The sequence below is a fragment of the Brevibacterium sp. UBA7493 genome (assembly GCF_002479565.1).
GTDB lineage: Bacteria > Actinomycetota > Actinomycetes > Actinomycetales > Brevibacteriaceae > Brevibacterium > Brevibacterium luteolum.
Genome location: NZ_DLOD01000002.1, coordinates 189,281 through 216,071, shown reverse-complemented (window position 1 = coordinate 216,071; position 26,791 = coordinate 189,281). Strand labels below are relative to the sequence as shown.

Here is a 26,791-nt window from a genome sequence, read left to right as displayed (position 1 = left end):
CTCGGTATGCGCCGACCCGATATGCTTGATGATGCGCTGCCGACCGCGCCAATACTCAGCCACCTGCACCACAGTCGCCCCGGACTTCGTGCGGACCCGCCGGATGAACACCATCCCACGACTCTAAACGACCCCCGTTAGTGCGTGAAAAAGCACGAAATCACAAACAAAGCTCCAGGTCACGGAACCAAAGCACCGAAAGCAAGACAACCGTGAGCCAAGTCAGGTCCGAGCTCCGCGGTGAGTCGGCTGAGGACGGCTGGCGGTTGAGCGGGGAGCGTTCCGGCACGGCACAGATCAGCGGCCTGCGCAGCCGGTTCGGCGATGCTCCCGAGCGCTTCGAACAAGAGCTGTACATCAGGCCAGAGGGCACCGCCATGCTCGATGAGAACGGCGATGTCACCCTCAGGATCGACACGGACGACAGCTGAGCGGGCACGCGAAAGGGGCCGGCGGGGATGAACCCCACCGGCCCCTTCTCACTGCTCAGGCTTACAGCTCCTGGGTGCCTGCCGATTCGGCGTGCGCCTGGCCGCCGTCACCGGGCGTGTCATCGGACCGGGCGGCAGCGGCATTGGCGGTGTCCGCCTCGGGAATGGCTCCCGTGCCCTCCTCATCCTCAGCCGAATCCGCACCGACCTTCACCGGGACGCGATCCTCCTCGACGCCGCGGAAGGTGAACACCGCATCGGTGCCCTCACCTTCGACGTCGACGTAGACCGTCTGACCCGAGCGCAGCTCATCGAACAGGATCCGCTCGGAGAGCTGATCCTCGATATCGTGCTGGATGGTGCGGCGCAGCGGGCGCGCACCGAGCACCGGGTCGTAGCCGCGGTCGGCGAGCGTGTCCTTGGCCTTCTGGGTCAGCTCGATGCGCATGCCCTGGTCGGCCATCCGCTCGTCGAGGCGTGCGAGGAACAGATCGACGATGCGGACGATCTCCTCCTTCTTCAGCTGCGGGAACACGATCGTGTCATCGACACGGTTGAGGAACTCCGGGCGGAAGTGCTGCTTGAGCTCTTCGTTCACGCGCTGCTTCATGCGCTCGTAGTTCGTCGTCGTGTCGCCCTCGACCTGGAAGCCCATCTGCTGGCCCTTGGCGATGTCGCGGGTGCCGAGGTTCGTCGTCATGATGATGATCGTGTTCTTGAAGTCGACCTCACGACCCTGCGAGTCGGTCAGGCGGCCGTCTTCGAGGATCTGCAGCAGCGAGTTGAAGATGTCGCTGTGCGCCTTCTCGACCTCGTCGAAGAGCACCACGGAGAACGGCTTGCGGCGGACCTTCTCGGTCAGCTGGCCGCCCTCTTCGTAGCCGACGTAGCCCGGAGGCGAACCGAACAGCCGCGAGACGGTGTGCTTCTCGGAGAACTCACTCATATCGAGTGAGATGAGAGCCGACTCATCGCCGAACAGGAACTCCGCCAGCGCCTTGGCCAGCTCGGTCTTGCCGACGCCGGTCGGGCCGGCGAAGATGAACGAACCGGACGGGCGCTTCGGGTCCTTCAGGCCGGCACGGGTGCGGCGGATCGCACGCGAGACCGACTTGATGGCATCGTTCTGTCCGATGATGCGCTTGTGCAGCTCGTCTTCCATCCGCAGCAGACGCGAGGACTCCTCCTCGGTGAGCTTAAAGATCGGAATGCCGGTCGCCGAGGCGAGCACATCGGCGATGAGCTCCTCGTCGACGATCGCTGACTGGTCCTTCTTGCCCGAGCGCCACTCCTTCTCAGCCTTGTCCTTCTCGGCCTGCAGCTGCATCTCGGTGTTGCGCTCATCGGCGGCCAGCTCGAAGTTCTGCTTGTCGATCGCAGCTTCCTTGCGCTGGCGGGCCTCAGCGATCTTCTCGTCGAGCTCCTTGAGCTCCGGCGGGGCGGAGAGCCGCGAGATGCGCAGCTTCGCTCCGGCTTCGTCGATGAGGTCGATCGCCTTGTCCGGCAGGAACCGGTCGTTGACGTAGCGGTCGGAGAGGTTGACCGCCGAAGCCAGTGCGGCATCGGTGATCGTGACCTTGTGATGGGACTCGTAGCGATCGCGCAGGCCCTTGAGGATCTTGATCGCATCCGACAGGTTCGGTTCCGGGACCTGGATCGGCTGGAAGCGGCGCTCGAGGGCCGCGTCCTTCTCGATGTTCTTGCGGTACTCATCAAGGGTCGTCGCGCCGATCGTCTGCAGCTCACCGCGGGCGAGCATCGGCTTGAGGATCGAGGCGGCGTCGATCGCGCCCTCGGCAGCGCCTGCGCCGACGAGCGTGTGGATCTCGTCGATGAACAGGATGATGTCGCCGCGGGTGCGGATCTCCTTGAGCACCTTCTTCAGCCGTTCCTCGAAGTCACCGCGGTAGCGGGAGCCGGCGACGAGCGAGCCGAGGTCGAGCGTGTAGAGCTGCTTGTCCTCGAGGATCTCGGGCACGTCGCCGCGCACGATCGCCTGGGCCAGGCCCTCGACGACGGCGGTCTTGCCGACGCCGGGCTCGCCGATGAGGACAGGGTTGTTCTTCGTGCGACGCGAGAGCACCTGCATGACGCGCTGCATCTGCTCGGTGCGGCCGATGACCGGGTCGAGCTTGCCCTCGCGGGCGGCAGCGGTGAGGTTCCGGCCGAACTGGTCGAGTACGAGCGAGCCGGAGGGGGTTCCCTCTTCGCGGCCGCCGCTGGTCGCGCCGACGGGCTCCTTGCCCTGGTAGCCGGAGATGAGCTTGATGACTTCCTGGCGTACGCGCGCCAGGTCCGCGCCGAGCTTGACGAGCACCTGGGCGGCGACGCCTTCGCCTTCGCGGATGAGGCCGAGCAGGATGTGCTCGGTGCCGATGTAGGTGTGGCCCAGCTGCAGCGCTTCGCGCAGGCTGAGCTCCAGGACCTTCTTGGCCCGTGGGGTGAAGGGGATGTGGCCGCTGGGGGCCTGCTGACCCTGGCCGATGATCTCGGTGACCTGGTCGCGCACCTGCTCGAGTGAGATGCCCATACCTTCCAGAGCCTTTGCTGCGATGCCCTCACCCTCGTGGATGAGGCCGAGCAGGATGTGCTCCGTGCCGATGTAGTTGTGCTTGAGGATCTTTGCCTCTTCCTGCGCAAGCACCACTACGCGACGGGCACGATCCGTAAACCGCTCAAACATTTGCCCTCCTCGGTCTGTCGATTCCTCTGACTCTAACCAAGGCGGCGTCGGATTTATTGCCGTTTCGCCGTCAGCCGAACGCCATTCGGCTCATGGCGAAATTCAGTGCGGATCGGCTGGGAACCCGCCCTAAGAACACCGCAGCGGGCCCAGCCGGAGTGGCTGGGCCCGCTTATGTCAGGCTCCGTTCCCGAGGCGGTGCTCAGGTCGGCACAGAAAGTGCCGCTGGCCTGGGGTCAGTGGGCGTTGTCGTAGGCCTCGATGATCTCGCTGGGGATCCGGCCGCGGTCGGAGACCTCGTAGCCGTTGTCCTGGGCCCACTTGCGGATCTGGGCGGTGTCCGAGCGCGAGCCTGCCGAGCGGCGGCTGCGTCCGCTGCCGCTGCGGGTGCCGCGTGCCGGGTTGGCGACCCGGCGGGCGCGCTCGATGAACGGGGCGAGGGCTTCACGCAGCTTGGCTGCGTTCTCGCTCGAGAGCTCGATCTCGTAGTGTCCCTCGTCGATGGAGAACGACACCGTCTCGGCTGCGTCCGTGCCGTCGAAGTCGTCGGTGAGCACAAGCTTCATTTCGCGTGCCATAAGAGCCTTTCGTCGATGCTGATCAATGAGGCGAGGTGTCCTCTGCATCCCGGGTCACGGAGCCGGATTCAGGTTCAGGTTCTGTTTCTATCACCGTGTTCGGCGCTGCAGCAGCGGAATCGCCCGGGCGGTTCTCGCCCTGTTTCTCCGAATCTTCTAGATCGGCGTAATACCGGTCCATTTCCCGCCGTTCGATGCTGTCGGCGCGGATGATGGCACGAATAACGTACCAGAACAGCAGCGCCACACACAGCGATGGCAGAAGGACTTTGATGTATTCCACAACTGATCCTAACCCTTAACGGCTCTTGTGCATATCTTTATCGACATTGTCTGGGTGTGAATCACACGAATATCGTTCAGCTCCCGGTCGCCTGACTCAATGTGCATTGGTCTTTCATCTGCCCGACTGCGCTCAATTCTCAATCGGCTTGATGAATGGGAAGAGAATGGTCTCGCGGATTCCCAGGCCGGTGAGCGCCATGATGAGCCGGTCGATTCCCATGCCCATTCCGCCGCTGGGCGGCATGCCGTATTCCATGGCCATGAGGAAGTCCTCGTCCAGGCGCATCGCCTCGTCGTCACCGCGGGCAGCATCCTTGGCCTGGGCTTCGAAGCGCTCGCGCTGCACGACCGGGTCGACGAGCTCGGAATAACCGGTGGCCAGTTCGAAGCCGCGCACATAGAGATCCCATTTCTCCACCACGCCGGGCTTGTCCCGGTGGGCGCGGACCAGCGGTGAGGTGTCGACGGGGAAATCGACGACGAACGTCGGTGCCCACAGACGGTCGGAATAGAAGTGCTCCCACAGCTCTTCGACGTATTTGCCGTGTGAGCGGAATACGCCTTCGAGATCGACATTGTGCTCATCGGCAATAGCAGAGAGCTCTTCAATGCTTGTGTCCGGAGTCACATCGCGCCCGGCTTCCTCGGACAGCGATTCGTACATGCTCACGACAGCCCAGTCACCGCCGAAGTCGTATTCGGTGCCGTCGGACAAGGTGACGGTGAGCGATCCCACGGCATCCTTGGCGGCATTCTGAATGAGCTCCTGGGTGAGCTTGGCGATCGAATGGTAATCGCCGTATGCCTGATATGCCTCCAGCATTGCGAATTCCGGGGAATGCGTGGAATCAGCACCCTCATTCCGGAAATTGCGGTTGATCTCGAAGACGTTCTCCAGCCCGCCGACGACAGCGCGCTTGAGGTACAGCTCCGGGGCGATGCGCAGGAACAGGTCGATGTCGTAGGCGTTCATGTGCGTGCGGAACGGCCGGGCCGCCGCTCCCCCGTGCAGCGTCTGCAGCATCGGCGTCTCGACCTCGGTGAAGCCGGCGTCGTCGAAGGTCGAGCGCAGCGACTTGACGATCTTCGCCCGGGTCTGCACGGTCGAGCGCGCCTGCTCGCGGGTGATGAGGTCGAGGTAGCGCTGGCGGATCCGGGTCTCGTCGGTCAGCTCGGTGTGCAGGGCCGGCAGCGGGCGCAGCGCCTTGGCTGCGATCGCCCACTCGTCGACCATGACGGAGAGCTCGCCGCGCTTGGACTTGATGACGTTGCCGTGCAGGAACACGTGGTCGCCCAGATCGACGTCGGACTTCCAGTCTTCGAGCCGCTCGGCGCCGACGACCTTCTGCGAGAGCATCCCCTGCAGGCGGGTGCCGTCGCCGGACTGCAGGGTGACGAAGCACAGCTTGCCGGTGTTGCGCACGAACACGGCGCGGCCGGCCACGCCGACGACGTCCTCGGTCTCCTCACCGGGTTCGAGGTTCGGGTGGGCGGCGCGCACTTCGGCGAGCGTGTGTGTGCGTTCGACGGTGACCGGGTACGCCTGCTGACCTGACTCGAGCAGCCGGGCGCGCTTGGCCTTGCGGATGCGCTGCTGTTCGGGGTCGAGGTGTTCTGGGGTCTCTTCGGGCGCACCAGCCGGTGCCGTGACGTTCTCTGGCATGCCTCCAGGGTACTAAGTGCGCCCGCCTGTCAACGAATCCACAGGTTCGCCTGCCGCTGCGGGGCCCGTGCCCGAGGCGTGGGTCACGTTCGGGAGGTCAGTCGCGTTCGGTCAGCAGCTCGTGCATGGCCCGGGCCTGCTCGGTGGTGATGGTTCCGTTGGTCAGCGCCCGGGCGATCGTGGCCTTGGCCATCGCGGTGTAGGCGTCAGCGACGTCGAGGGAGCCTGCGGCGACACTGTACTCAGCCAGGGCGTCGAGGTGGGCGGCCACCGTGCCGGTGTCGCCGCGGCTGACCGGCCCGGTCAGTGCCGAGGGCCCGGCCTGCAGGGTGTTGGACACGCTCGCTTCGACGAGTGAGCGCAGCACCCGGGCGGGGTCGTCGATGCCGAGGCTGGTGAGCACGTCGAGTGACTGGCTGAGGGTGGCGACGGTGTGGTTGGCGGCATGGGCGATGGCCGCGTGGTAGAGCGCCCGGTCGGCTTCGGCGACGATGATCGGCTCAGCGCCGATCTCGACGACGAGCGCCTGTCCGATCGGCAGCACCGGCTTGGCCGCGGTCACTGCGATCGTCGCCTCCCGCAGGCGCGGCAGGTCGACGGAGGTGCCGGTGAACGACAGGGAGGGGTGCAGGGCGATGGTGAAGGCTCCGGATGCGGCGGCGGGGCCGAGCACCTCGGTGCCGTACATGCCCGCGCAGTGCATGACGATCTGGCCGGGTTTGAAGCAGCCGAGCTTCGCCAGCCCGGCCACGAGTTCGGCCAGCACATCGTCGCTGACGGTGAACAGGACGAGTTCGGCGCGTTCGACAAGGGTCTCGATCTCGAGGATCGGCACCTCGGGCAGCATCGCCTCGGCGCGGTCGCGGGAGGCCTGGGAGGAGGCGGTCGTGCCGATGATCGCGTGTCCGGCTGCGCGCAGCGCATTGCCCATGACGGCTCCGACTCGTCCGCAGCCGACGATGCCGATGCCCAGCCGGGTCTGGTCCTCGTGGTTCATACCGTTCCTCCCTCGTGCTGTGGTGTCGTCTGCTGTGCTGCTGCCGGTGTCCGGCCGTCGAGGACTTCGCGGGCGGAGCGGGTGCGTTCGGCGTGGTCGAAAAAGAACTGCCAGCTGACCGGGATCGACTGGTGCAGCACGCAGGCGGCGATCGGCCCGGCGGTCGAGTCGAGGTTGATGCTGGCGAGATCGAAGCGGCGCTGCAGCGGGCCCTGGTGCCAGCGCATCGACTGCACGCGGGCGTGCGGGGTGCAGGTGACCTGGCGGGTGAGCCAGCCGGAGCGGATGATGAGCATCGAACCGGTCACCGTCCACCCGTTGCGCTTGTACGTCAGCGGGTCGAGCCACCGGCTGGAGGGCGGCTGGCCGACGAAGCGCTGCTCGACAGTGGCGAGCGCAGCCGGGTCGGCATCGGTGATCTTGGCAGCCTCATCGCCGTACATCGCGGCGGCGAAGAGAGTGTGGGCGTCGATGCCGTCGGACGGCTGCGGATCGGGCAGGGCGAGGGCGAGCATCATGAGCGCCTGCTCGCGGCTGCCGACTGGCAGCAGCACGTTGTCGCCGTCCCCGTCGCCGGTCTCCCCGCCGGCCATGTTGAACTCGACCTTCCACCAGCCGGTCAGCCGCCACAGCAGCGGCTGGCTCATCCGCACCGCCTGGATGCGCTCAAGCCGGATCGTGCGCCGGGAGGTCGACAGCAGCCCGCGGGCCACCTGCAGGCCGTCCTCGGACAGGCTGGCGGAGAAGTTCGCGTTGGTGAAGGTGCTCCGCGCGTAGGCGAGGAGGCCGAAGATCGCCGGCAGGAAGCTCAGCGCGATCGTGAGGCTGATCCGGCCGGGGAAGAAGACGGCCATGACGATGAAGAACCCGGCCGCGGCGATGAGCAGCAGCCCCAAGAGGATCACCCCGAGGGTGAAGAGCTGGGAGAGGATGACGATGTGGGCGGGGATCCGCACGATCCGCCCCTCGGCATCGGTGCGCGGGCTCACCCGGTACGGGGCGAGCACCTCGTGCAGCGTCTGCTCGGCATCGGCGGTCACCTCGCCGGCGGCCCCGTGCACGGCGCGCATGACGCGCGCACCGAGCGTGTCGCCGGTGCGCAGCTCACGGGCATGGACATCCGGCTGGGTGATCGCGGTCCCCTCCCCCGTTCCCGAGGCGGTGGGCACCTGGCCGTCGACGGCACCGTCTGCGGGGGCGGGCGCGCCTGCCTGGGTGCCCGGCGCCTCGGGCGCGGTGCGCTGCTTGGCTGCCCGCACCCGGGTGAGCATCTCCGCGCGCAGGCTCTCGGCCTGGCTGCGGGTGAGGTAGGCGATCTCGATCTTCGAATCCGAGCCGCCGGCGACGTCGAAGACGAGGCCGGCCAGCCCGAAGATGCGCGGGAGGATCTTCTGGTAGACGTCGATCGACTGGACGCGGTCGAGGCGGGCGGAGCGCAGTTTGCGGCTGATGAGGGTCTCGCGCAGGTAGACGGCTTCGTCGTCGACGCGGTAGGCCATCGCCCGCCACAGCAGGTAGTTGAGCAGCCCGATGATGAGCAGGACAGCCAGTGCTGCCGCGGCCACCCACAGCAGCCCGTTCTGGCCCATCCAGGCGAAGAAGCCCATGTCCGGTGGGCGGCCTTCGCGGATCGCCCGGATGATCGAGTCGAGGACCGACTGGCCGAAGGCGATGAGGCCGGCGATGACCGCCACGATGATCGCGACGAGGTTGATCGCCGGGGTCAGCGGGTGGACGCGCGTCCAACCGGCGTCACCGGTCGGGGCGTCGACAACCGACGGCGGGACGTCCGGCTGGACGTTCTGGGGCTGGCCGGGTTCGGGATGGGCCATCACAAGCCTGCCAGCTGGGACTCACCGCGAGTGGCCAGCTCATCGCGCAGCCGTTCGGCCTCGGCGCGCGGCAGGCCGGGGATCGTCGCGTCGGTTGAGGCCGAGGCGGTGTGCAGCTCGACGCCAGCCAGGCCGAACATCCGCTCAATCGGCCCGGAGGACACTTCGACGTACTGCAGCCGGCCGTAGGGCACGACTGAGGTGGTGTGGAACATGATGCCGTGGCGCACGAGCAGATCGGAGGCGCGTTCGGCGTAACCGAGAGCCTTCGTCTGCCGGAAGATGAGCCACACGGCGAAGATCGCCCAGGCGGCGATGACCGGCAGGCCGATCCACATCAGCGGCTTCCAGAACAGGATGCCGACGACGAGGACGACGATGAGTGCGCCGACCAGGAAGATCGCCTCGGTCAGCAGCCGGGCGTAGGCGTACTTGCGGTCCACCGGCTGGAAGGCGACCCCGGCCTCGGGCGGGGGCAGCGGGCCCGGCTGCACCGGGCGTTGGGGTGGCTCCGGCTGGCGGGGCGGCTGCGGTGGTGGGGCGGGGATGCTCATGCGGTATCTGCTCCTGCAGTGTCGTCGGGTGGGAGTTGGCAGAAGGACTCGACGACGAGCCCGACGACCATGACGATGGCGGCGGCTGCGACGGCCAGCAGCATCCCGCCGGCCTGTTCGGCGCGCACGCCGGCGGCGCTGACGACGAGGTACATGGTGCCTCCGAGGTACCAGCCGGTCAGCAGCGACCCGGCAAGTGCTGCGGCCTTGGCCATCATCGCCACGCGGGCGGCTTTGACGTGGTCGAGTTCCTTGGTGCGGTCACCGTCGTTCCATTTCTTGATCGGCCAGCCGAGGATCAGCAGCACGATCGACAGTGCGAGCATGCCGATGATCGCCGGCCACGGCAGGCCCGGCAGCGCCTGGCCGAGGGACTCCCAGATGTAGTTGAAGCCGAGCGCCACTATGATGCCGAGGATCCCCCAGGTCAGCAGCTGGGCCGGTTTCGTCTGCGTCATAACCCGATCGCCTCACCGGTATCGCGCAGTCCGCCGCCGTCGTCGGCGCGGGTGAGTGCGGTGCTGAGCGGCACCGTGCCCGAGGCGGTGGCCACCGTGGCATCAGGGCGCAGCTGGGCCCAGGGGGCAAGCACGAAGGCGCGTTCGGCGGCCCGCGGGTGAGGCAGGACGAGCTGGCCGGTCTCGCAGGTGATCTCGGCGGCCGCGTCGTCGAGGCTGCCGGTGCGGGTGCAGCGGATGAGGTCGATGTCGAGGGTGCGCGGGCCCCAGCGGGTCTCACGGGTCCGGCCGTGGGCGAGTTCAATGCCCTGGCACACACCGAGCAGCTGCAGCGGTGACAGTTCGGTCGTCACGATCGCCACGGCATTGGTGAAGTCGGGCTGGTCGATTCCACCGACCGGCTTGGTCGCAAAGGCCGTCGAGGCGGCATCGACGCTGATGTCCGGGTGGAGGTGAAGCGCGCTGAGCGCCGCGCGCAGCGCCTCGAGCGGCTGGCCGAGGTTGGCGCCGAGACCGAGCACCGCCTGCAGGCCGGTGCTCTCGGCGCGGGTGTCCCCCGCCTCGGGCGCGGGCAGGGAGCCGGCCGGTGCCTCGGGTGCGGGGCGGGTGATGGTGACGCTGACGTCGTCGAAGGCGACCGGCACGGGGGCGCCGGGTTTGTGCACGGTGACGGTCGCGGAATCCGCGACGGTGAGGCAGTGATCGGCGATGCGCTCGGCGAGCGTTTCGATGAGGTTGAGCGGCTCACCTGCGATGATCGCGGCGATGTCCTCGGCCAGGGTGCCGTAGTCGGCGGTGTCGACGAGCGCATCGGAGGCGGCTGCCGCGCGGGTGTCGGTGTGCAGGGTGACGTCGACGATGAAGTCCTGGCCTTCGCGGCGCTCGAAGTCGAACACGCCGTGGTAGCCGTAGACCGTCAGCCCGGTCAGCGTGATGGCGTCGCCTGCGCGCGTGCGGTCGGCCACTGTGTCTCCCTGTCGTGTCGTCGTTGGTCTCTACCGTACTGCGCCCGGCGGTTTCGCGCTCTGGGCTCAGGTCGGCCAGGAGGGCCGGATTTCCGTGCCCGAGGCGGTGGCCGGGTTCTCCGGCAGGTCGAGTGGCAGCGGGCGCGTGTGGGGCCGGTGGGCGCTGATCGCCTCGGCGACCTGTGCGGCGATGAGTGAGGCGCGCGGTTCGTGCACGCGCACCGCCCACGCACCTGCCTGGGCGGAGATCGCGGTGATCGCGGCGGTCGCGGCATCGCGGTCGGCAAGCGGGATGTCATCGGACTTCTCGGCCCCGAGCAGGGTGGAGATAAACCGTTTGCGGCTGGCAGCCACGAGCAGGCGGGGGCCGAGTTCGGTGAAGCGTTCGATCTGGGCGAGCAGCTGCCAGTTGTGCTCGGCGTTCTTCGAGAACCCGATGCCGGGGTCGATGATGATGTCCTCATCGGCGACTCCGGCGGTGCGGGCGGCCTCGATTCGCTCGGTGAGCTCGGCCTGGACTTCGGCGACGACGTCGTCGTAGTGGTAGCGGGCGGTCGCGTCGGAGAGCAGTCCGCGCCAGTGCATGAGGATGATCGGCACGCCGGCTTCGCCTGCGGCTTTGAGCATCGCGGCTTCGGCTTGGCCGGCGGAGACATCGTTGATGATCGCCGCACCGGCGTCGATGGCCTGGCGGGCGATGTCGGCGCGCATCGTGTCGATGCTGATGACCGCGCCCTGGGCGGCGAGTTTCCTGATGACGGGGATGACGCGGCGGGCTTCCTCCTCGGCCGACACCCGGGTGCTGCCGGGTCTGGTCGATTCGCCGCCGATGTCGATGATGTCGGCACCGTTGGCCAGCAGCTGGAGGCCGTGGTCGACGGCCGCACTGAAGTCGAACCACCGGCCCCCGTCGGAGAACGAGTCGGGGGTGACGTTGAGGACGCCCATGATCTGGGTGCGCATCAGCTGCTCCTTCGCTTGAGGTGGGCTCAGCGGCCGAGGATGAGGCTCATCGCCTCAGCCCTGGAGGCGGCGTCGCGCAGCTGGCCGCGCACGGCTGAGGAGATCGTCGTCGCCCCAGGCTTCTGCACCCCGCGCATCGACATGCACAGGTGCTCGGCTTCGATGACGACGATCGCACCTCTCGGTTCGAGGTGCTCGACGATCGCGTCGGCGATCTGACTGGTGAGCCGTTCCTGGATCTGCGGGCGGCGGGCGTAGATCTCGACGAGGCGGGCGAGCTTCGACAGCCCGGTCACCTTGCCCTCGGGTCCTGGGATGTAGCCGATGTGGGCCGAGCCGTGGAAGGGCACGAGGTGGTGCTCGCAGGTCGAGTACATCTCGATGTCACGCACGAGCACCATCTCGTCGTAACCGACGTCGAAGACGACCCTGAGGACATCGGCGGCGTCCTTGTGCAGGCCGGAGAAGACCTCTTCATAGGAGCGCGCCACCCGGGCGGGGGTGTCACGCAGGCCGTCGCGGTCAGGGTCCTCCCCGACTGCGAGGAGGATCTCCCTGACCGCCGCCTCGATGCGCGGCTGGTCGACCATCTCAGCGCCCGTCCTGCCAGGGGCCCTGCGGCGGCTGGCCGGGTTCACCCGGATGCGGGGGCTGGCCCGGCTGACCCGGGTGCGGGGGCTGCGGCGGCTGGGCCGGTCCCGGCTGTCCCGGGGTGCCCGGCTGGCCTTCATGCGGGGGCTGCGGGTGACCCGGCTGCCCAACGCCCGGCTGGCCGGGCTGGCCGGCGGGTGCGCCCGGTGTGCCGGGTGCGTCCAGGCCGCTGGCGTGCGAACCGGTGCGGGCATCCTCGTCGGTCTGGCGGCGCGGGGGCACCTCGATCGGCGGACGGTCGGAGACCGGCCGGTCGTCGTGGGCCAGCCACACCTCGCGCTTGTCGCGCTTGCGCACCTCGGCGAAGATCTCCTGCAGCTGGTGCTGGTCGAGGGTCTCCTTGTCGAGCAGCTCGTAGGCGAGCCGGTCGAGGATGTCGCGGTTGGCTGTCAGCGCCCAGTAGGCGTCGGCATGCGCGTCGTCGATGAGGGCGCGGACTTCGGCGTCGATGGTCTGCATCGTCTGATCCGCATACGTGTCGTCGTGGCCGTAGCCCTTGCCGGCGAACGGCTCGGAGGACTCATCGCCGATCTTGACCATGCCCAGCTTCTCGCTCATGCCGTACTGGGTGACCATCTTGCGGGCGATCGAGGTCGCCTTCTCGATGTCGTTCGAGGCGCCGGTGGTCGGGTCGTGGAAGACGATCTCCTCAGCCACCCGGCCGCCCATCGCGTAGGCGAGCTGGTCGAGCAGTTCATTGCGGGTCGTCGAGTAGCGGTCCTCACTCGGCAGCACCATCGTGTAGCCCAGGGCCCGTCCGCGCGGCAGGATCGTCACCTTCGTCACCGGGTCGGTGTCGTTCATCGCCGCTGCCACGAGTGCGTGACCGCCCTCGTGGTAGGCGGTGACGAGGCGCTCCTTGTCGTTCATGAGACGGGTGCGCTTCTGCGGGCCAGCGATGACGCGGTCGATGGCCTCGTCGATGATCTCCATGTCGATGACGGTCTTCGACGAACGCGCCGTCAGCAGGGCTGCCTCGTTGAGCACATTGGCCAGATCAGCACCGGAGAAGCCCGGGGTGCGCTTGGCGACCATCGCCAGGTCGACGTTCGGGGCCAGGGGCTTGTTGCGGGCGTGGACCTGCAGGATGTGCTGGCGGCCCTTCATGTCCGGAGCCTCGACCTGGACCTGCCGGTCGAAGCGGCCCGGGCGAAGCAGCGCCGGGTCGAGGACATCAGGGCGGTTGGTCGCGGCGATGAGGATGACGTTGGTGGTGGCGTCGAAGCCGTCCATCTCGACGAGCAGCTGGTTGAGCGTCTGCTCGCGCTCATCGTGACCGCCGCCCATGCCGGCGCCGCGCTGGCGGCCGACAGCGTCGATCTCGTCGATGAAGATGATGCACGGCGAGTTGTTCTTCGCCTGTTCGAACAGGTCGCGCACACGGGAGGCGCCGACACCGACATACATCTCAACGAAGTCCGAACCGGAGATCGTGTAGAACGGCACCCCTGCCTCACCGGCGACGGCCTTGGCGAGCAGGGTCTTGCCGGTGCCCGGTGCACCGTAGAGCAGCACGCCCTTGGGGATCTTCGCGCCGACGTCCTGGAACTTCTTCGGCTCGGCGAGGAACTCCTTGATTTCCTCGAGCTCCTCGAGTGCCTCGTCGACACCGGCGACGTCGGCGAAGGTGACGTCGGGGTGCTCCTTGTTGACGAGCTTGGCCTTCGACTTGCCGAAGTTCATGATCCCGCGCCCGGCACCGGACATCTGGGAGAGCAGGAACCAGAAGACCAGGAAGATGATGACGAAGGGGATCAGGTTGATGAGCAGGCTGGTGAACCAGCCCTGCTTGGGCACCTCATCGGTGTAGCCCTTCTCAGGTGCGGCATCGTTGACGGCCTTGACGACGTCCTCGCCGCGGGGTTCGACATAGAAGAACTGGACGTTCTTGCCGTAGTTCTTGTCCTCGTGCTTGAACTCCTCTTTGAGCACGAGGTCGACGCGCTGGTCGTTGTCGATGATCTTGACCTGCTCGACCTTGTCATCGGCGAGCAGCTTGAGGCCCTGGTTGGTGTCGATGCGCTGGAATCCGCCGCCGCCGATGAGCATCGTGCCGATCGAGACGATGATGATCGCCAGCAGGATCCACACGAGCGGTCCGCGCGCCAGCTTCTTCATCGTCGGGCGGTTCTTCTTCGTTTCTGCCATTGATCCTTCCAGGACTCATGTGTGCTCAGGGCTCAGGTGCGCCGGGTGCAGGGCCCGCTGAGGCGTGACCCCCTGAGGATACAAGAGCTCAGCCTAGTGGGATATTCCGGAAAGCCGCTGAATCACACCCGCACCTGCCCATGCAGGCCGGCGACCGCCTCGGCTCAGGCGTAGACGTGCGGCGCCAGGGTGGCGACGAAGGGCACGTTGCGGTACTTCTCGGCGTAGTCGAGGCCGTAGCCGATGACGAACTCGTTGGGCACATCGAAGCCGACATAGCGGACGTCGATGTCGACCTTAAGGGCCTCGGGCTTGCGCAGCATCGTGCAGATCTCGACGGAGGCGGCCCCGCGCGAGCGAAGGTTCGCCAGCAGCCAGGACAGGGTCAGGCCGGAGTCGATGATGTCCTCGACGATGAGCACATGCTGGTCCTTCAGATCCGTGTCGAGGTCCTTGAGGATCCGCACGACACCGGAGGACTTGGTGCCCGAGCCGTAGGAGGACACTGCCATCCAGTCCATCCGCAGCGGCGAGTGCAGCGCGCGTGCGAGGTCGGCCATCACCATGACTGCGCCCTTGAGCACGCCGACGAGCAGGACGTCCTTGCCTTCGTAGTCGCGGTCGATGTCGGCTGCCAGCTCGACGAGCCGGTGCTTGATCTGTGCTTCGGTGACGAGAATCCGCTCGATGTCGGTGCCGAGGTCCTTTTCATCCACAGTGGGTCAGCTCCTTGTCCGCCGGCGACGCGTCGCCCTGCGCTGATGCCTGTTGCCGTTCGTGACCAACACTAGCGCCTATCGGCAGCCGGTGGCGCATCGTTCTCACGGCGGTCGGCTGGCTGGAACCGCAGGCCTGCGGGACCCTGTCCGCGCCTGGTTCGCACCACCTCGGCGGCGGCTGGCACGGAGACCTTGCCGCGCCTGCGGCCGGTGGCCAGATCGTCGACGGCGGAGATGTGGGCCGCGGTGACCTCCTGAGCCCGGCCAGTGCCCGTGTGCAGCCAGGCGCGCAGCACGCGGGTGCGGATCGCTGCCGGCAGCGCGGCCAGGCTCGCGTGGGTTTCCGTGCCCGAGGTGTGGGTGGCGCTGGCGTCTGCGGCCCAGTGATCGAGTGCGTCGGTGTCGGCGGCGAGCTGCCCGGCGGTGCGGGCGAGTGCGTCGGCGATGCCGGGGCCGAGCGCGGCTTCGAGTGCCGGCAATGCCTGCTGGCGGGCCCGCACCCGGGCGTAGGCGGGGTCGTCGTTCATCGGGTCGTGCCAGACGGGCAGGTGCCGTGCCGCAGCCGAGGCGGTGGTCTGCTGACGGGTGATGTCCAGCAGCGGCCGCCACACCGGGCACCCGGCGACGGTGCTGACAGCCCGCATCCCGGCCAGTGAGCGGGCGCCGGACCCGCGGGCCATGCCGAGGAGCACGGTTTCGGCTTGGTCGTCACGGGTGTGGGCGGTGAGCACGGCGGCAGCGCCGAGCTGGCGGCGGTGCTCGTCGAGTGCTGTGTAGCGGGTGGTGCGGGCGGCGGCTTCGAGGCCCTCCGGTCCGGTGGTGACCGGGTGGGTGAGGACGGTGGTCGGCAGGCCGCGGTCGGTGAGGTGATCGCGCACGGTCGCGCACACCTCGGCGGTGGCTGGCTGCAGGCCGTGGTCGACGGTCGCTGCTGTCATCTCGATGGGCCGGCCGGCTGCTGTCAGGCCTGCGGGGCGGGTGGTGAGGAAGGCGGCGGCATCGGCCAGGGCCAGGGAGTCGGCTCCCCCGGAGACGGCGATGATGAGCCGGACCGGATCGCCGGCGGCAGGCTCAGCTGTGGAATCAGAGGCGGGCAGGCGGGCGACGGCGGTGTCGAGGAAGCTGCGCAGCGCATTCCGGATCGCGGCCGTGGCCGCATCGAGCCGCGGGCGCCTGCCGGTCACATCTGCTCCGGCGGGCTCAGCGGGCCTGGTTGCTCCGGGGCGTCGAGGATGCGGGCGACCCAGTCGGCGGGGTGCTCGATCTCGTACAAGCTCGGCAGGTTCTCCGGGGATTCCCACACGCGGTTGAGCCCGGCGTGGCCGCGTGTGCGCACGACGGCGCGGACGAACGCGGCACCGCGGGTGTACTGGGCGAGCTTCTCGTCGATGCCGAGTACCCGGTTGATGACCGCCTTGATGCCGGTGGCCGAGTGCCGGTGGGCGTCGAAGGCTGCGCGGATGCGGCGCACGCTCGGGATGACGCCGGGGCCGACAGCGTCCATGACGACATCGGCGTGGCCTTCAAGCAGGCTCATGAGCGCGGTGACCTCATCGAGCAGTTCGGCATGCCGGGGCCCGATGAGCGTGTCGATGATGCTTGTGTCGTCTCTGAGCGCGCGGGCGAGCGCGGCGAGGGTCTCGACGAGCCCGGGATTCTCGATACCGGCGGGCTGACGGGATCGGCCAGGCAGGGAGCCGCTGATGACGGGGGCGAGGAAGGCCTGCATCCGCTCCTGCAGGTGTGCCTGCAGCCAGGGGGCGGCGGCGAACTGGACGTGGTGGGTGCGTTCGTGCACGGCGACCCACAGCCGGAAGTCGCGGGCGGGGACTTCGAGTTCGCGTTCGACGGTGAGGATGTTCGGGGCTGCGAGCAGCAGCCGGCCGTCAGCGGTGAAGGGGTCGAACTGGCCGAGCACCCGCGAACCGACGATCGCCAGAGCTGCGCCCATCTCCACCGAGCTCGCCCACCGTTGGGCGCGGCTGGGGTCCGGCGTCCCGGTGGCTGCTGCGGCGTCGGCAAGCACGCGGCCGAAGGACTGGGCGTTGGCCTCGACCCAGCTGAGCCGGTCGACGATGAGCGTGCGGCCTTCGGCCAGCCGGCGCCGGATCCGGGTGTCGGTCTCGGTGTCCATCCGCATGACGGTGAGCACGAGGTCGATAGCGGTCTCAGCGTCCTCGCGCAGCTCCTCGACCAGCGCTGCCGCGTCGTCCGGTTCGGGCAGCCGGCCGGCGCCGAGGAGTTCGGCTGCGGTCTGGCGGACGGCGTCGACGGACACCCAGCCGGAAGCTGCCGGGTCGTGAGGGCGAGGTGTGGTCATGAGCAGCCGCATTCTGCGAGCAGGGTGACGGCTTCGTCGAAGACCTCGCGTCCGCGTCCAGCCGTGCCCGGCTGCAGGTCGTCGGCCATGAGGGAGAAGACGAGCAGCCGGCCGTCAGCGGTGAGCACGGTGCCGGCCAGGCTCGTGACCGTGCGCAGTGTGCCGGTCTTGGCGTTGACCCGCCCGGCGGCCGGTGTCGTCTCCGGGTCCTCGTAGCGTTCGGCCAGGGTGCCCGACAGCCCGCCGACGGGCATGCCGGGGATGAGCCTGGAGAGGTCGCCGTCGGAGGCGGCCGCGGCCTGGATGAGAGTGGTGAGGTCGTGGGCGGAGATCCGGTTGCCGTAGTTGAGCCCGGAGACGTCCTCCAGTGCGATCGACCCGGTGTCGAGTCCGGCGCTGCGCAGCGTCTCGATGACCGCCAGCGGCGACTCGGCACCGGAGCCGGGCTTGCCGGCGGCGAGCGCGACCTCCCGGCCGAGCACCTCGGCGGAGACGTTGTCGCTGGCGAGCATCATGTTCTGCACGACCGCTGAGACCGGCGCGGACTCGACCTGGGCGAGCTGTTCGGCACCGTCACCGGCCGCGGCGGGATCGCCCACCTCGGCGTCGATGCCGTGGGCGGCGAGCGCCTCGGCGAACTGGTCGACGGCCACCTGCACGGGATCGGCGTGCCGGGGCGCCCCGCGCTCAAGCTTCGTCCAGCCGGATTCGGTCATGAGCGGGCTGATGTGGGTGATGAAGCCATGGCCGATGTCGCCAGGCTCCCAGCCGTCGTTGTAGGTCGGGCCGGTGTAGCGCGAGACGTCGGCTGACAACTGCACGGAGCTGATGCCGCGCGCCCTGAGCTGTTCGGCGGTCTCCTCGGCCAGGGTCGCCAGGCCGGCATGGCCCATCACCTGCATGGGATCGGACTCGCCTGGCCCGAGCAGCACGTCGCCGCCGCCGATGAGGTGCAGCTGGGCCAAACCGCCGTCTGTGCTGGTCAGCGCTGCCGTGGTGGTGAACCGGGATTCGCCGCCGAGGCTTAAGAGCGCGGCCGCACCGGTGAGCACCTTCGTCACCGAGGCCGGGGTCTTCGCGCTGGCCTCCCCGCGGGTGTAGAGGACGTCGTTCGTGGCCGCATCGCGGATGTCGATGCTGAGTTTGCCGGTCATCCGCTCGTCGTCGAACAGCTCATCGAGCCGGCCGGCCAGGTCTGCCGGCACCGGCGCCGAGGTGTCCAGCGGGCTGGCGAGCTGCTGCTGGCCGGCGTTGGCCTCGGGTTTGGGCACAGGGTCGATGTGGATCGGTTCGGCCACCGTCAGAATGCCGGGCACCCGGTCGTAAGCGTCAGCGACTCCGTATCCGGCCAGCAGCGCCAGCGCAGCTCCGGCTGCGATGCCAGCAGTGAGCCGGCGACGGCTGCGGGCTGCGCGCCGGGTGGATCGGGTGTGGGCCACTGTCGGGTTCTTTCGCATTGCGGTCAGGGAGCGCGGCCTGTGGGGCGGTGCAGTGTGCCGGCGGCGCATTCACTATGCTAAGTGAGTTCGGTGCGATTGCCGAAGCGCCGCCGACCGCCCATCCGACCGATGTCACCTCAGAGCTGACCAAGGAGACGCAATGGAACTGCTCGCAACTGTCGAGATCCCCAAGGGGTCGCGCAACAAGTATGAAGTCGACCACGAGACCGGCCGGGTCAAGCTCGACCGCTACCTCTACACCTCGATGGAGTACCCGGCCGACTACGGCTACTTCGAGGAGACCCTCGGTGAGGACGGCGACCCGCTCGACGTGCTCGTGCTGCTGACCGAGTCGGTGTTCCCCGGCTGCCAGGTCGATGTGCGCCCGATCGGCATGTTCAAGATGGAAGACGAGGCCGGCGGCGATGACAAGGTCCTCGGCGTGGTCGCAGGCGACCCGCGCTGGGATTCCTACACCGACATCGAGGACGTCGATAAGTTCACCCTCGATGCGATCGAGCACTTCTTCGTCCACTACAAGGACCTGGAGCCGGGCAAGTACGTCAAGGGCTCCTCGTGGGTCGGCCGTGCCGAAGCCGAGGCGGAGGTCGAAGCCTCGATCAAGCGCTTCCAGTCCGAAGGACACTGACCCCCGGCTGAGCCCGCTGAGGCGCTGAGACGCACCTGATTCCGGCGGCCTGTTCCACGAGGTGGACAGGCCGCCGGACACGTCTGCTCACCCTGCCGGTCAGCAGAGGTGCCGGTGCCACCTGGGGCTTCACCGCCTCGGCCCCGGTGAGCCGTGACGACGCGCACCGCCGCCGGCAGACGACTTAGGCTAGGCTAAGGAGCACAGGTATTGCCAGTGTGGGATTCTTCACGTATGCATCTTGACCACGTCTCCTTCGCAAGCGAACCCGACGGCTACGAGAAGACCGCGGCCAGAATCGCCGAAAAGCTGGGCATCGAGGCCTACGACGGCGGCGTGCATCCGCGCTTCGGCACCCGCAATCTCATCTTCCCGCTCGCCGACGGGCACTATGTCGAGGTCGTCGAAGCCCTCGAACACCCTGCCGCACTGTCGACGCCGTTCGGTCAGGCGGTGCGCGCCCGCAGCGAACTCGGCGGCGGCTGGATGGGCTGGTGCGTGGCCGTCGATGACCTCGACCCGGTCGAGGAGCGCCTCGAGCGCAAGGCCGTGGACGGCAACCGCACGCCCGACACCGGCGTCGAGCTGCTGTGGAAGCAGATCGGCGTCAAGGGCCTCATCGCCGATCCGCAGCTGCCGTTCTTCATCCGCTGGGTCTCCCCGACCGAGGACCATCCCTCGGCCCGCGGTGCTGGCTGCGGTGTGTCGATCACCTCGCTCAAGATCGCCGGCGACCGCGACCGGCTGCGCGACTGGCTCGGCACCCAGGACAAGAAGCCGATCTCCGAGATCGGCATCGACTGGGACTCCCCGCACGGCACGCCCGGTCTTATGTCGGTGACCTTCGAGACCCCGCAGGGCGCGGTGACGATCTGAGGCTCTGTCGTGCTGTGAGGCTCGACTCGACCAGGAATGGCCGGAAGAGCGACCACAGGATGGCGCGGTCATTCCTCCCATTTGAAGACGCGTGCAGCGATGACGCTGATGACGACTGCAGTCGCCATGATCACAAGCGCTGACAGCCACCACGGGTGGCTGGTGTCCACGTTCATGAGGGCGCCGGTCAGAAGATCGGCGAAGAATGTGAAGGGAAGATAGGTGAGAACCGCTTCGACCGGTTTCGGGAAGGAGTCGAGCGGAAAGACGAGGCCTGAGAGGAAGAACGCGGCAAGCTGCACGAGCGTGCTCATATTCGATGCCGAATCAGGGCCGGGCATGACACCTCCCAGAAGATAGCCCAGCGCCCCGAACATCGTCAGTCCCAGCAGGCAGACGCCCAGAGCGGGCAGGATCCGGCTCGGTTCGAGAGCGTCGAGCGCGACACCGATCGCCAGGATGATGAGCACCTGGACGACTACGACTGCCAGACGGACCGGCATGTGTGTGAGCAGAAACTCCAGCCGCGTGACAGGTGTGGTGCCCAGCAGTCTGAGGACTCCGTCGCGACGCACGGTCGCAAGCGGCGATGCCGTGGCGACGAAGGCGACCGATGTGACGCCCATGAACAGCGTCATAGCGATCACCTGATCGGTCGCGCTTGTGCCGTCCTCATATGAGCCCACCGAACCGAAGATGAGCAGGAACATCCCCAGCAGGACGAAGGGGAAGAGGAAGGCGAACCAGAAGTTCCGTTTGTCCCGGAGCAGCTCACGCTGCTGCAGTCCCAGCAGAGCGCGGATGCGCGGCCAGGACATCGCTTCAGGGGTGCGCACAGCAGCATCAGTCATCGTCGAACGCCCTTCCTGCGACCTTCTTGAAGACGCTGTCGAGTCCGGCAGTGGTAGTTGTGAGGTTCTGCACGTCGGTGGCCAGGTCCGAACTCATGAGGCTCTTGAGGAAGTGCTCGGCCTGTTCGGTCTCAACGGCGACCTCAGTGCGCGCCCCGTGATCTGTTCGGGTAGAGGAGGTCATGAGTGCGCGCAGCTCAGCATCGGCGTCGAAATCCGCGAGCCGGGAGCTGGACGGATCGAAGGTGACCGTGCTGCCGGAGGCATGCTGGCTGATGAGGGCCTGCGAAGTGCCGTTTGCCACGATCGTTCCCTCGTTGAGGATCATGAGCGAATCGCAGAGCGCTTCGGCCTCCTCCATCGAATGGGTCGAGAGGATGACGGTGGCTCCGCGTTCGCCTTCGGCACGAATCGCCCGCCACAGATCGTCGCGGGCGTTCGGGTCCAGTCCGGCTGACGGCTCGTCGAGGATGAGCACATCGGGCTTGGAGATGATGGCCGTGCCGATCAACAGTCGCTGAAGCTGACCGCCTGACAGCTTCGCGACCCGGGTCGTGGCCGAGGCCCCCAATGCGAGGGCGTCGATGATGTCGTCTGCTGTGTGGGCCCGCGGATAGAAGGACGCCCATGTGCGCAGGAGCTCTCTGACCGTCTGATGCTGAAACAGCGCGGCCTTCTGAGGCTGGATGGACAGACGGTGGGTGATCGCGCCCCGGTCGCGGAACGGATCGAGTCCGAGTACCCACACAGAGCCGCCGTCAGGCTTGCGCAACCCGGCGATCATCTCCAGGGTGGTCGACTTGCCCGCTCCGTTCGGACCGAGCAGGCCATAGATCCCGGCGGAGGGGATTTCGAAGCTGATCTCGTCCACCGCTCTGAACGACTCGCCTCCCCTTGGGTAGGACTTCTGCAGCGACTGCGCGATGACTGCCGATTCACTCATCGTGATGCCCCGAATCTGCGGGATGACATCGGGTGGCCATGCGGCTGGCCGGCGTCATGCGGGGATCGCGTCGTCGCGGTCCTCATGATGAAGAACTCCTCCTTGGGGATAGCGGAGCTTGGGGATCATCGGGTTGGAGTCTGGGTGCGTCAGGCTGTGAGCTGCAGCCGGCGGCCGGCGTCGCTGTCTCGTCGGCGTCGATGTCCTCTCTGCGGGTTGCCTTCAATCCTATGTGAGGAGCGCCACGCCTGCACCCCATCGAAGCGGCACGTGCAGAGAGCTCGGCGCAGCGGCTCGCTGTGAGGCTCGCGGCTCGCTGAGGCAGCCCAGCACCGGGCAGCCCAGCACCGGGCTCAGCCCAGCGGGTCGACCGTCGCCAACACCTCGGGCGCGAGGAAGCCGACGACGTCGATGACGGTATGGGCGATGACGAAGGGCATGACGCGCCGATACCGCAGATGAACGGCCCCGAAGATGAGGCCCATGAGGACGTTGCCGGTGAATGGGCCGATCCCCTGGTACAGGTGGTAGCTGCCGCGCATGAGCGCGAGCCCGAGGATGATGACCCACGGCGAGAGGCGCATCTTCGCCAGCCGGTCGAACCCGTAGCCGAGCAGCAGCACTTCTTCGAGGATGCCGTTCTTGGCCGCCGAGAGGATGAGCACTGGGATCGTCCACCAGTAGGCGCCCAGATTGTTCGGCAGCACCTCGGCTGTCAGCCCGGTGAGCCGGCCGGCGAAGTACACACCGAGTGTGCCGATGCCGATGACGAAGAACAGGCCGAGCCCCCACGCCGTGTCGCGAGCAGGCGCATGGAAGTCGAAGCCCATGCGGGTCAGCGCCGGGCGGGTATCAGCATCGGCATCGAGGCTGCCGGCCTGTTTGTAGAGGGTGTCGCGATTCATCAGCCAGATCGCCAGCAGCACCGGCACGAGCGCGAACCCGATGCCCATAAGCTGGTAGGTCAGATCGAACCACGGCCGGGACGCGGCCTCCGTGTTGAGCTTCGCCTGCGCCTCAGCCAGCGGCCCCCGCGAGACGGTGTCGAGCAGGTTCACCACCGCATACGCCGCTGACTTCCCCAGCGACAGCGCAGCGACGATGAGCAGCTCGGCACCGAAGCGCGGACGGATCACTCCGGCTTCTGCTTCGGTCCCGAGGTCTCGGCTGCGTCCGTGCTCGAGGTGTCTGTGGCGGCCGTGCCCGAGGTCTCGGCTGCGCCCGTGCCCGAGGTGGCGGTCGCCTCGGCCTTGACCGTCGCCTCTGCCGCCTGGCGCTCGGCGGCGGCCTCGGCCTCGTCGATGACGTGCGAGCGGGCCATGTCCTTGATGGCACGGCGTTCGGTGCGGCGCTCCTTGACGCTTTCGAGCAGCAGGTACAGCACCGGCACGAGGATGAGGGTCAGCAGCGTCGAGCTCACCAGGCCGCCGATGACGACGATCGCCAGCGGCTTGGAGATGAGCATGCCCTCACCGGAGATCCCCAGCGCCATCGGCACGAGCGCGAAGATCGTCGCCGCAGCGGTCATGAGGATCGGCCGGTAGCGCAGCCGGGCACCGTGGATGATCGCGGTGCGCAGCTCCACGCCGTGACGGCGGAAGTGGTTGATGAGGTCGATGAGCACGATCGCGTTCGTCACGACGATGCCCACGAGCATGAGCAGGCCGACCATCGACGTCATGCCCAGCGGCGTATCGGTCAGCAGCGACAGGCCGATCGAGCCGGTCGCCGCGAACGGGATCGACACGAGCAGGATGAGCGGCTGCAGCAGCGACTTGAAGGTTGCCACCAGGATGACGAAGGTGATGAGGATCGCCGCCAGCAGCGCGAGTCCCATCTGCGTGAACGCCTCCTGCTGCTCCGCGGTCGCACCGCCGAAGTCGACGGTCACACCCTGCGGAGTGTCGACCTCGTCGGCCGCCTGCTGCACCGCCTGGCTGGCCGCTCCCAGGTCACTGCCGGCAGGCGTCACCGTGACGGTCACCGAGCGCTGGCCCTCCGTATGGCGGATCTGGGCCGGAGTCTCGGTGCGCTTGACCTCGGCGATCTCACTGAGCGCAATCGTCTCAGTCTCCGGCTCCGGCGCAGGCGCCGGGACTCCCGGCGGCAGCGCGCCCTCAGCACCCTGGCCTGCGCCCGGACCGCCGGGACCGGCAGCCTGGGCGCTGAGCGGGATCTCGAGGTCTTCGAGCTCCTCGACGCTGCTGACGTCGCCGGCATGCAGCACGACGCGGTGGCCGAGGTTGTCGATGACGACATCGCCGATCTGCTGGCCGTTGACGGCCCGCTGCACGATCTGGCCGATCGTCGCCTCGTCGAGGCCCTCCTCGGCGGCCTTCTTCCGGTCGATGTCGACCTCGATCGTCGGCTGCGTGTCCTCCAGGTCGGTCGTCGCGCTCTGCACCTCATCGAGGTCGCGCATCGCCGCGACGAGGTCCTCAGCTGCGGTGGCGAGCTTGTCGTTGTCCGAACCGGTCACCGAGATCTCGATGTCGTTGCTCATGCCGCCGGCGGCGTCGCTGAGCACGGTGACCTCGCCGGCGCCCTCAAGCTCCTCGAAGTCGTCGTCGAGCTTGCCGGAGAGCGCCTTGATGCTCGTGCCGGGCTTGAGGTTGAGGATGTGCATCGCCGAGGTCGAGTCGCCGCCCATCGACGTATCGCCGATCGACAGCTGATAGGACTCGATCTCGTCATACCCGGCGAGGATCTCCTCAACCTTCGCAGCCTGGTCGCTCGTCTCCTCCAGCGAGCTGCCGGGCTCGAAGGCCTGATCGATCTGCAGGAAGTCCTGCCCCGTATCGGGGAACAGCTCGGTCTTGAGCTGCGGGATCATGAATCCGGTGCCCACGAGCACGAGCACCGCCACGACGAGCGTGATGACCGGGTGCTTCGTCGATGCGGAGATGAACGGCACATAGGTCTTCTGCAGGCGGGTGACCGGCGAGCGCAGCGCCGCGAGCTCGTCGGGGGCACCCTCCTCGCCTCCCGCACCCGAGGCGGCCCCCGCCTCAGCGGCGGCAGCTGCGGCCCCAGCGGACTCCGGGATCACCGGCAGTTCGCTCGTGGCGTGCCGGCCGGCTGGTTGGTCGATGGAGAGCGGGCGCTTGCGGGCGGCCTTGCGCTCCTTCTTCCACTCGCGCAGGTTCGCGGTGCGAGTCGTGCGGATCTGCTGCTTCTGCTCGCGGCTGAGTTTGACGCGGGATTCGCGGGCGCGCAGGAACCAGTAGGCGAGCACCGGCACGATCGTGAGCGCCACGAGCAGCGAGGAGGCCAGGGCGATCGCGGCGGTGAGCGCGAAGGGCCGGAACATCTCGCCGGTCTGTCCGCCGACGAAGATCATCGGCACGAAGACGGCCATCGTCGTGAGCGTCGAGGCGGTGATGGCACCAGCGACCTCGGAGACCGCCCCCATGATCGAGGCGAACTTCGTCCCACCCTGGGAGTGGCGGCGGCGGATCGCTTCGATGACGACGATCGAGTCGTCAACGACGCGGCCGATCGAGATCGTCAGCGCCGAGATCGTGAGCATATTCAGGCTGTAGCCGCTCAGCCACAGGGTCAGCAGCGTGACGAGCAGCGACAGCGGGATCGAGATCGCGGTGATGACGGTCGCGCGGACGGAGAGCAGGAAGATGAGGATGACGACGACGGCGAAGACGAGACCGAGCACGCCTTCGTTGACGAGGTCGTCGATCGACTGCTTGATGAACGGCGCCTGGTCGAACACGGTGTGGAACGCGACATCGTCGCTCATCTTCTCTTCGATGTCCGGCAGCGCCTGGCTGACACCGTCGGAGATGTCGACGATGCTGCCATCGGGTTTCTTCATGATCGTCAGCGACAGCGCAGGTTCGCCGTTCGTGCGCGAGATCGTCTGCACGTCCGCTTCGCGCATCTCGACATCGGCGACGTCCTTGAGCAGCACCGGCTCATCGGCGCCGGGCAGGGCGAGGTCGGCGATCTGCTCGACGGTCGTCAGCCGCGCCCCGACGGTCACCGGCGTGGTCGCGTCGCCGTCGAGCAGATCCCCAGCCGAGGTGGGGATGCCGTTGGACTGCAGGATGCCGGCGAGCACATCGGCGCTCAGGCCCTCGTCTTCGAGCTTGTCCTCATCGACGTCGATGACGACTTCCTTCTCCGGCGCACCGGTGACCTCGACATCGCGCACCCCTTCGACCCGCTTGAGCTCGGGCACCGCGACGTCGTCGAGCTCCTGGGCGAGCGCCTCGGGGTTGTCGCCGCCGGTGACGGTGAGCATCGCCACCGGGATGTCCGAGGTCGAGGCGGCGAACACCTCGGGCTCGGAGCCGTCCGGCAGCTGGGGCTGGATCTGGGAGACGGCGCGCTGCAGCTGGCGGACGATCTCATCGGAGGAGGTGCCGTACTTCGTTTCGACGATGACCTGGGAGGACCCGGAGGTCGAGACCGAGGAGACGCTTTCGACCTCGGCGACGTTGTTGAGGGCCGCCTCCAGCGGCTCGGTCACCTCAGTCTCAACCGCCTCGGGAGTGGCGCCTTCGTAGCTGGTGGTAACGAAGGCCTGCGGCAGCTGCAGGTCGGGGAAGAGCTCCTTCTTCATCTGCGCGGTGGCGATGAGTCCGAAGCCGATCGCGATGACGGAGATGAGCGCGATGAGCGCTCGATTGCGCAGACTCACACGGGTGAGCAGGTTCATGCGGGTCCTTCACATGTGGGGTGCAGCGAACGCTTGAGGCTACACACAGTCTGTCACAGCAGCAGTCCCGGTGACGCATCGGGAAGGTCGGGTTTTCCCTACAGTTGCCGG

General features: G+C 67.6%; 23 protein-coding genes. 3 read left to right on the top strand and 20 right to left on the bottom strand.

Going from position 1 to position 26,791, the window contains the following annotated elements; all coding sequences use genetic code 11:
- Positions 1-212 precede the first annotated feature (212 nt).
- Entirely contained in the window at positions 213-431 is a 219-nt protein-coding gene (locus tag B4E96_RS01295) for a hypothetical protein (RefSeq protein ID WP_286956129.1), read from the top strand.
- A 61-nt stretch (positions 432-492) separates the two neighbouring features.
- Here B4E96_RS01295 and B4E96_RS01290 read toward each other — a convergent pair whose 3' ends face one another.
- The 16 genes from B4E96_RS01290 to dacB form a co-directional block, all read right to left on the bottom strand.
- Positions 493-3,114, bottom strand: coding sequence for an ATP-dependent Clp protease ATP-binding subunit (locus B4E96_RS01290; protein WP_286956126.1), 2,622 nt, complete (start codon positions 3,112-3,114; stop codon positions 493-495).
- 236 nt (positions 3,115-3,350) lie between these two features.
- Positions 3,351-3,692, bottom strand: a complete 342-nt coding sequence (locus tag B4E96_RS01285; protein WP_286956125.1) for a histone-like nucleoid-structuring protein Lsr2 — start codon at positions 3,690-3,692, stop codon at positions 3,351-3,353.
- Positions 3,693-3,714: 22 nt separating this feature from the next.
- On the bottom strand, positions 3,715-3,975 hold the full coding sequence (locus B4E96_RS01280; protein WP_286956124.1) for a hypothetical protein: 261 nt from the start codon (positions 3,973-3,975) through the stop codon (positions 3,715-3,717).
- A gap of 132 nt (positions 3,976-4,107) precedes the next feature.
- Complete coding sequence (gene lysS / locus B4E96_RS01275) at positions 4,108-5,640, bottom strand: lysine--tRNA ligase (protein WP_286956122.1); 1,533 nt, start codon at positions 5,638-5,640, stop codon at positions 4,108-4,110.
- Between the two features lie 97 nt (positions 5,641-5,737).
- Positions 5,738-6,637, bottom strand: a complete 900-nt coding sequence (locus B4E96_RS01270; protein WP_170273208.1) for a Rossmann-like and DUF2520 domain-containing protein — start codon at positions 6,635-6,637, stop codon at positions 5,738-5,740.
- Positions 6,634-8,469, bottom strand: coding sequence for a PH domain-containing protein (locus tag B4E96_RS01265; protein WP_286956121.1), 1,836 nt, complete (start codon positions 8,467-8,469; stop codon positions 6,634-6,636). Before B4E96_RS01265 ends, B4E96_RS01270 begins: the two co-directional genes overlap by 4 nt.
- Positions 8,469-9,023: a PH domain-containing protein gene (locus B4E96_RS01260; RefSeq protein WP_165884587.1), complete on the bottom strand. Its 555-nt coding sequence runs from the start codon at positions 9,021-9,023 to the stop codon at positions 8,469-8,471. The genes B4E96_RS01265 and B4E96_RS01260 overlap by 1 nt, the downstream gene beginning before the upstream one ends.
- Positions 9,020-9,481 carry a DUF3180 domain-containing protein gene (locus B4E96_RS01255; protein WP_102161292.1) on the bottom strand — a complete coding sequence of 154 codons (462 nt, stop codon included), beginning with the start codon at positions 9,479-9,481 and terminating at the stop codon, positions 9,020-9,022. Before B4E96_RS01255 ends, B4E96_RS01260 begins: the two co-directional genes overlap by 4 nt.
- Positions 9,478-10,446: a 2-amino-4-hydroxy-6-hydroxymethyldihydropteridine diphosphokinase gene (folK, locus tag B4E96_RS01250; RefSeq protein WP_286956116.1), complete on the bottom strand. Its 969-nt coding sequence runs from the start codon at positions 10,444-10,446 to the stop codon at positions 9,478-9,480. Before folK ends, B4E96_RS01255 begins: the two co-directional genes overlap by 4 nt.
- A gap of 66 nt (positions 10,447-10,512) precedes the next feature.
- Positions 10,513-11,409, bottom strand: a complete 897-nt coding sequence (gene folP, locus B4E96_RS01245; protein ID WP_286956114.1) for a dihydropteroate synthase — start codon at positions 11,407-11,409, stop codon at positions 10,513-10,515.
- 26 nt (positions 11,410-11,435) lie between these two features.
- A complete protein-coding gene (gene folE / locus B4E96_RS01240) occupies positions 11,436-11,999 on the bottom strand; it encodes a GTP cyclohydrolase I FolE (RefSeq protein ID WP_180964730.1) in 564 nt (187 codons plus the stop codon).
- Position 12,000: 1 nt separating this feature from the next.
- Positions 12,001-14,208, bottom strand: coding sequence for an ATP-dependent zinc metalloprotease FtsH (gene ftsH / locus B4E96_RS01235; RefSeq protein WP_286956112.1), 2,208 nt, complete (start codon positions 14,206-14,208; stop codon positions 12,001-12,003).
- 164 nt (positions 14,209-14,372) lie between these two features.
- Positions 14,373-14,924: a hypoxanthine phosphoribosyltransferase gene (hpt, locus tag B4E96_RS01230; RefSeq protein ID WP_102161284.1), complete on the bottom strand. Its 552-nt coding sequence runs from the start codon at positions 14,922-14,924 to the stop codon at positions 14,373-14,375.
- Positions 14,925-14,995: 71 nt separating this feature from the next.
- A complete protein-coding gene (gene tilS / locus B4E96_RS01225; protein ID WP_286956111.1) occupies positions 14,996-16,111 on the bottom strand; it encodes a tRNA lysidine(34) synthetase TilS in 1,116 nt (371 codons plus the stop codon).
- Entirely contained in the window at positions 16,108-17,247 is a 1,140-nt protein-coding gene (locus tag B4E96_RS01220; RefSeq protein WP_286956109.1) for a zinc-dependent metalloprotease, read from the bottom strand. The genes tilS and B4E96_RS01220 overlap by 4 nt, the downstream gene beginning before the upstream one ends.
- The gene (gene dacB, locus B4E96_RS01215) at positions 17,244-18,686 is read right to left on the bottom strand and encodes a D-alanyl-D-alanine carboxypeptidase/D-alanyl-D-alanine endopeptidase (protein WP_286956106.1); all 1,443 of its coding nucleotides are present in this window, start codon (positions 18,684-18,686) and stop codon (positions 17,244-17,246) included. Before dacB ends, B4E96_RS01220 begins: the two co-directional genes overlap by 4 nt.
- Positions 18,687-18,846: 160 nt before the next feature.
- On the opposite strand from dacB, the gene B4E96_RS01210 reads away from it, so the two are divergent.
- Both B4E96_RS01210 and B4E96_RS01205 read left to right on the top strand, forming a co-directional pair.
- A complete protein-coding gene (locus tag B4E96_RS01210; protein ID WP_286956105.1) occupies positions 18,847-19,335 on the top strand; it encodes an inorganic diphosphatase in 489 nt (162 codons plus the stop codon).
- Positions 19,336-19,569: 234 nt separating this feature from the next.
- Positions 19,570-20,211: a VOC family protein gene (locus B4E96_RS01205; RefSeq protein ID WP_286956104.1), complete on the top strand. Its 642-nt coding sequence runs from the start codon at positions 19,570-19,572 to the stop codon at positions 20,209-20,211.
- A 68-nt stretch (positions 20,212-20,279) separates the two neighbouring features.
- On the opposite strand, the gene B4E96_RS01200 is transcribed toward B4E96_RS01205, so the two are convergent.
- From B4E96_RS01200 to B4E96_RS01185, 4 genes are all read right to left on the bottom strand, one after another.
- Complete coding sequence (locus tag B4E96_RS01200) at positions 20,280-21,062, bottom strand: ABC transporter permease (RefSeq protein WP_286956102.1); 783 nt, start codon at positions 21,060-21,062, stop codon at positions 20,280-20,282.
- Entirely contained in the window at positions 21,055-22,005 is a 951-nt protein-coding gene (locus tag B4E96_RS01195; protein ID WP_286956100.1) for an ABC transporter ATP-binding protein, read from the bottom strand. The genes B4E96_RS01200 and B4E96_RS01195 overlap by 8 nt, the downstream gene beginning before the upstream one ends.
- 353 nt (positions 22,006-22,358) lie before the next feature.
- Positions 22,359-23,141 (bottom strand): CPBP family intramembrane glutamic endopeptidase, encoded by a 783-nt coding sequence (locus B4E96_RS01190; RefSeq protein ID WP_286956099.1) that lies wholly within the window; start codon positions 23,139-23,141, stop codon positions 22,359-22,361.
- Entirely contained in the window at positions 23,138-26,680 is a 3,543-nt protein-coding gene (locus B4E96_RS01185; protein WP_286956098.1) for an efflux RND transporter permease subunit, read from the bottom strand. The genes B4E96_RS01190 and B4E96_RS01185 overlap by 4 nt, the downstream gene beginning before the upstream one ends.
- Between the last annotated feature and the right edge of the window lie 111 nt (positions 26,681-26,791).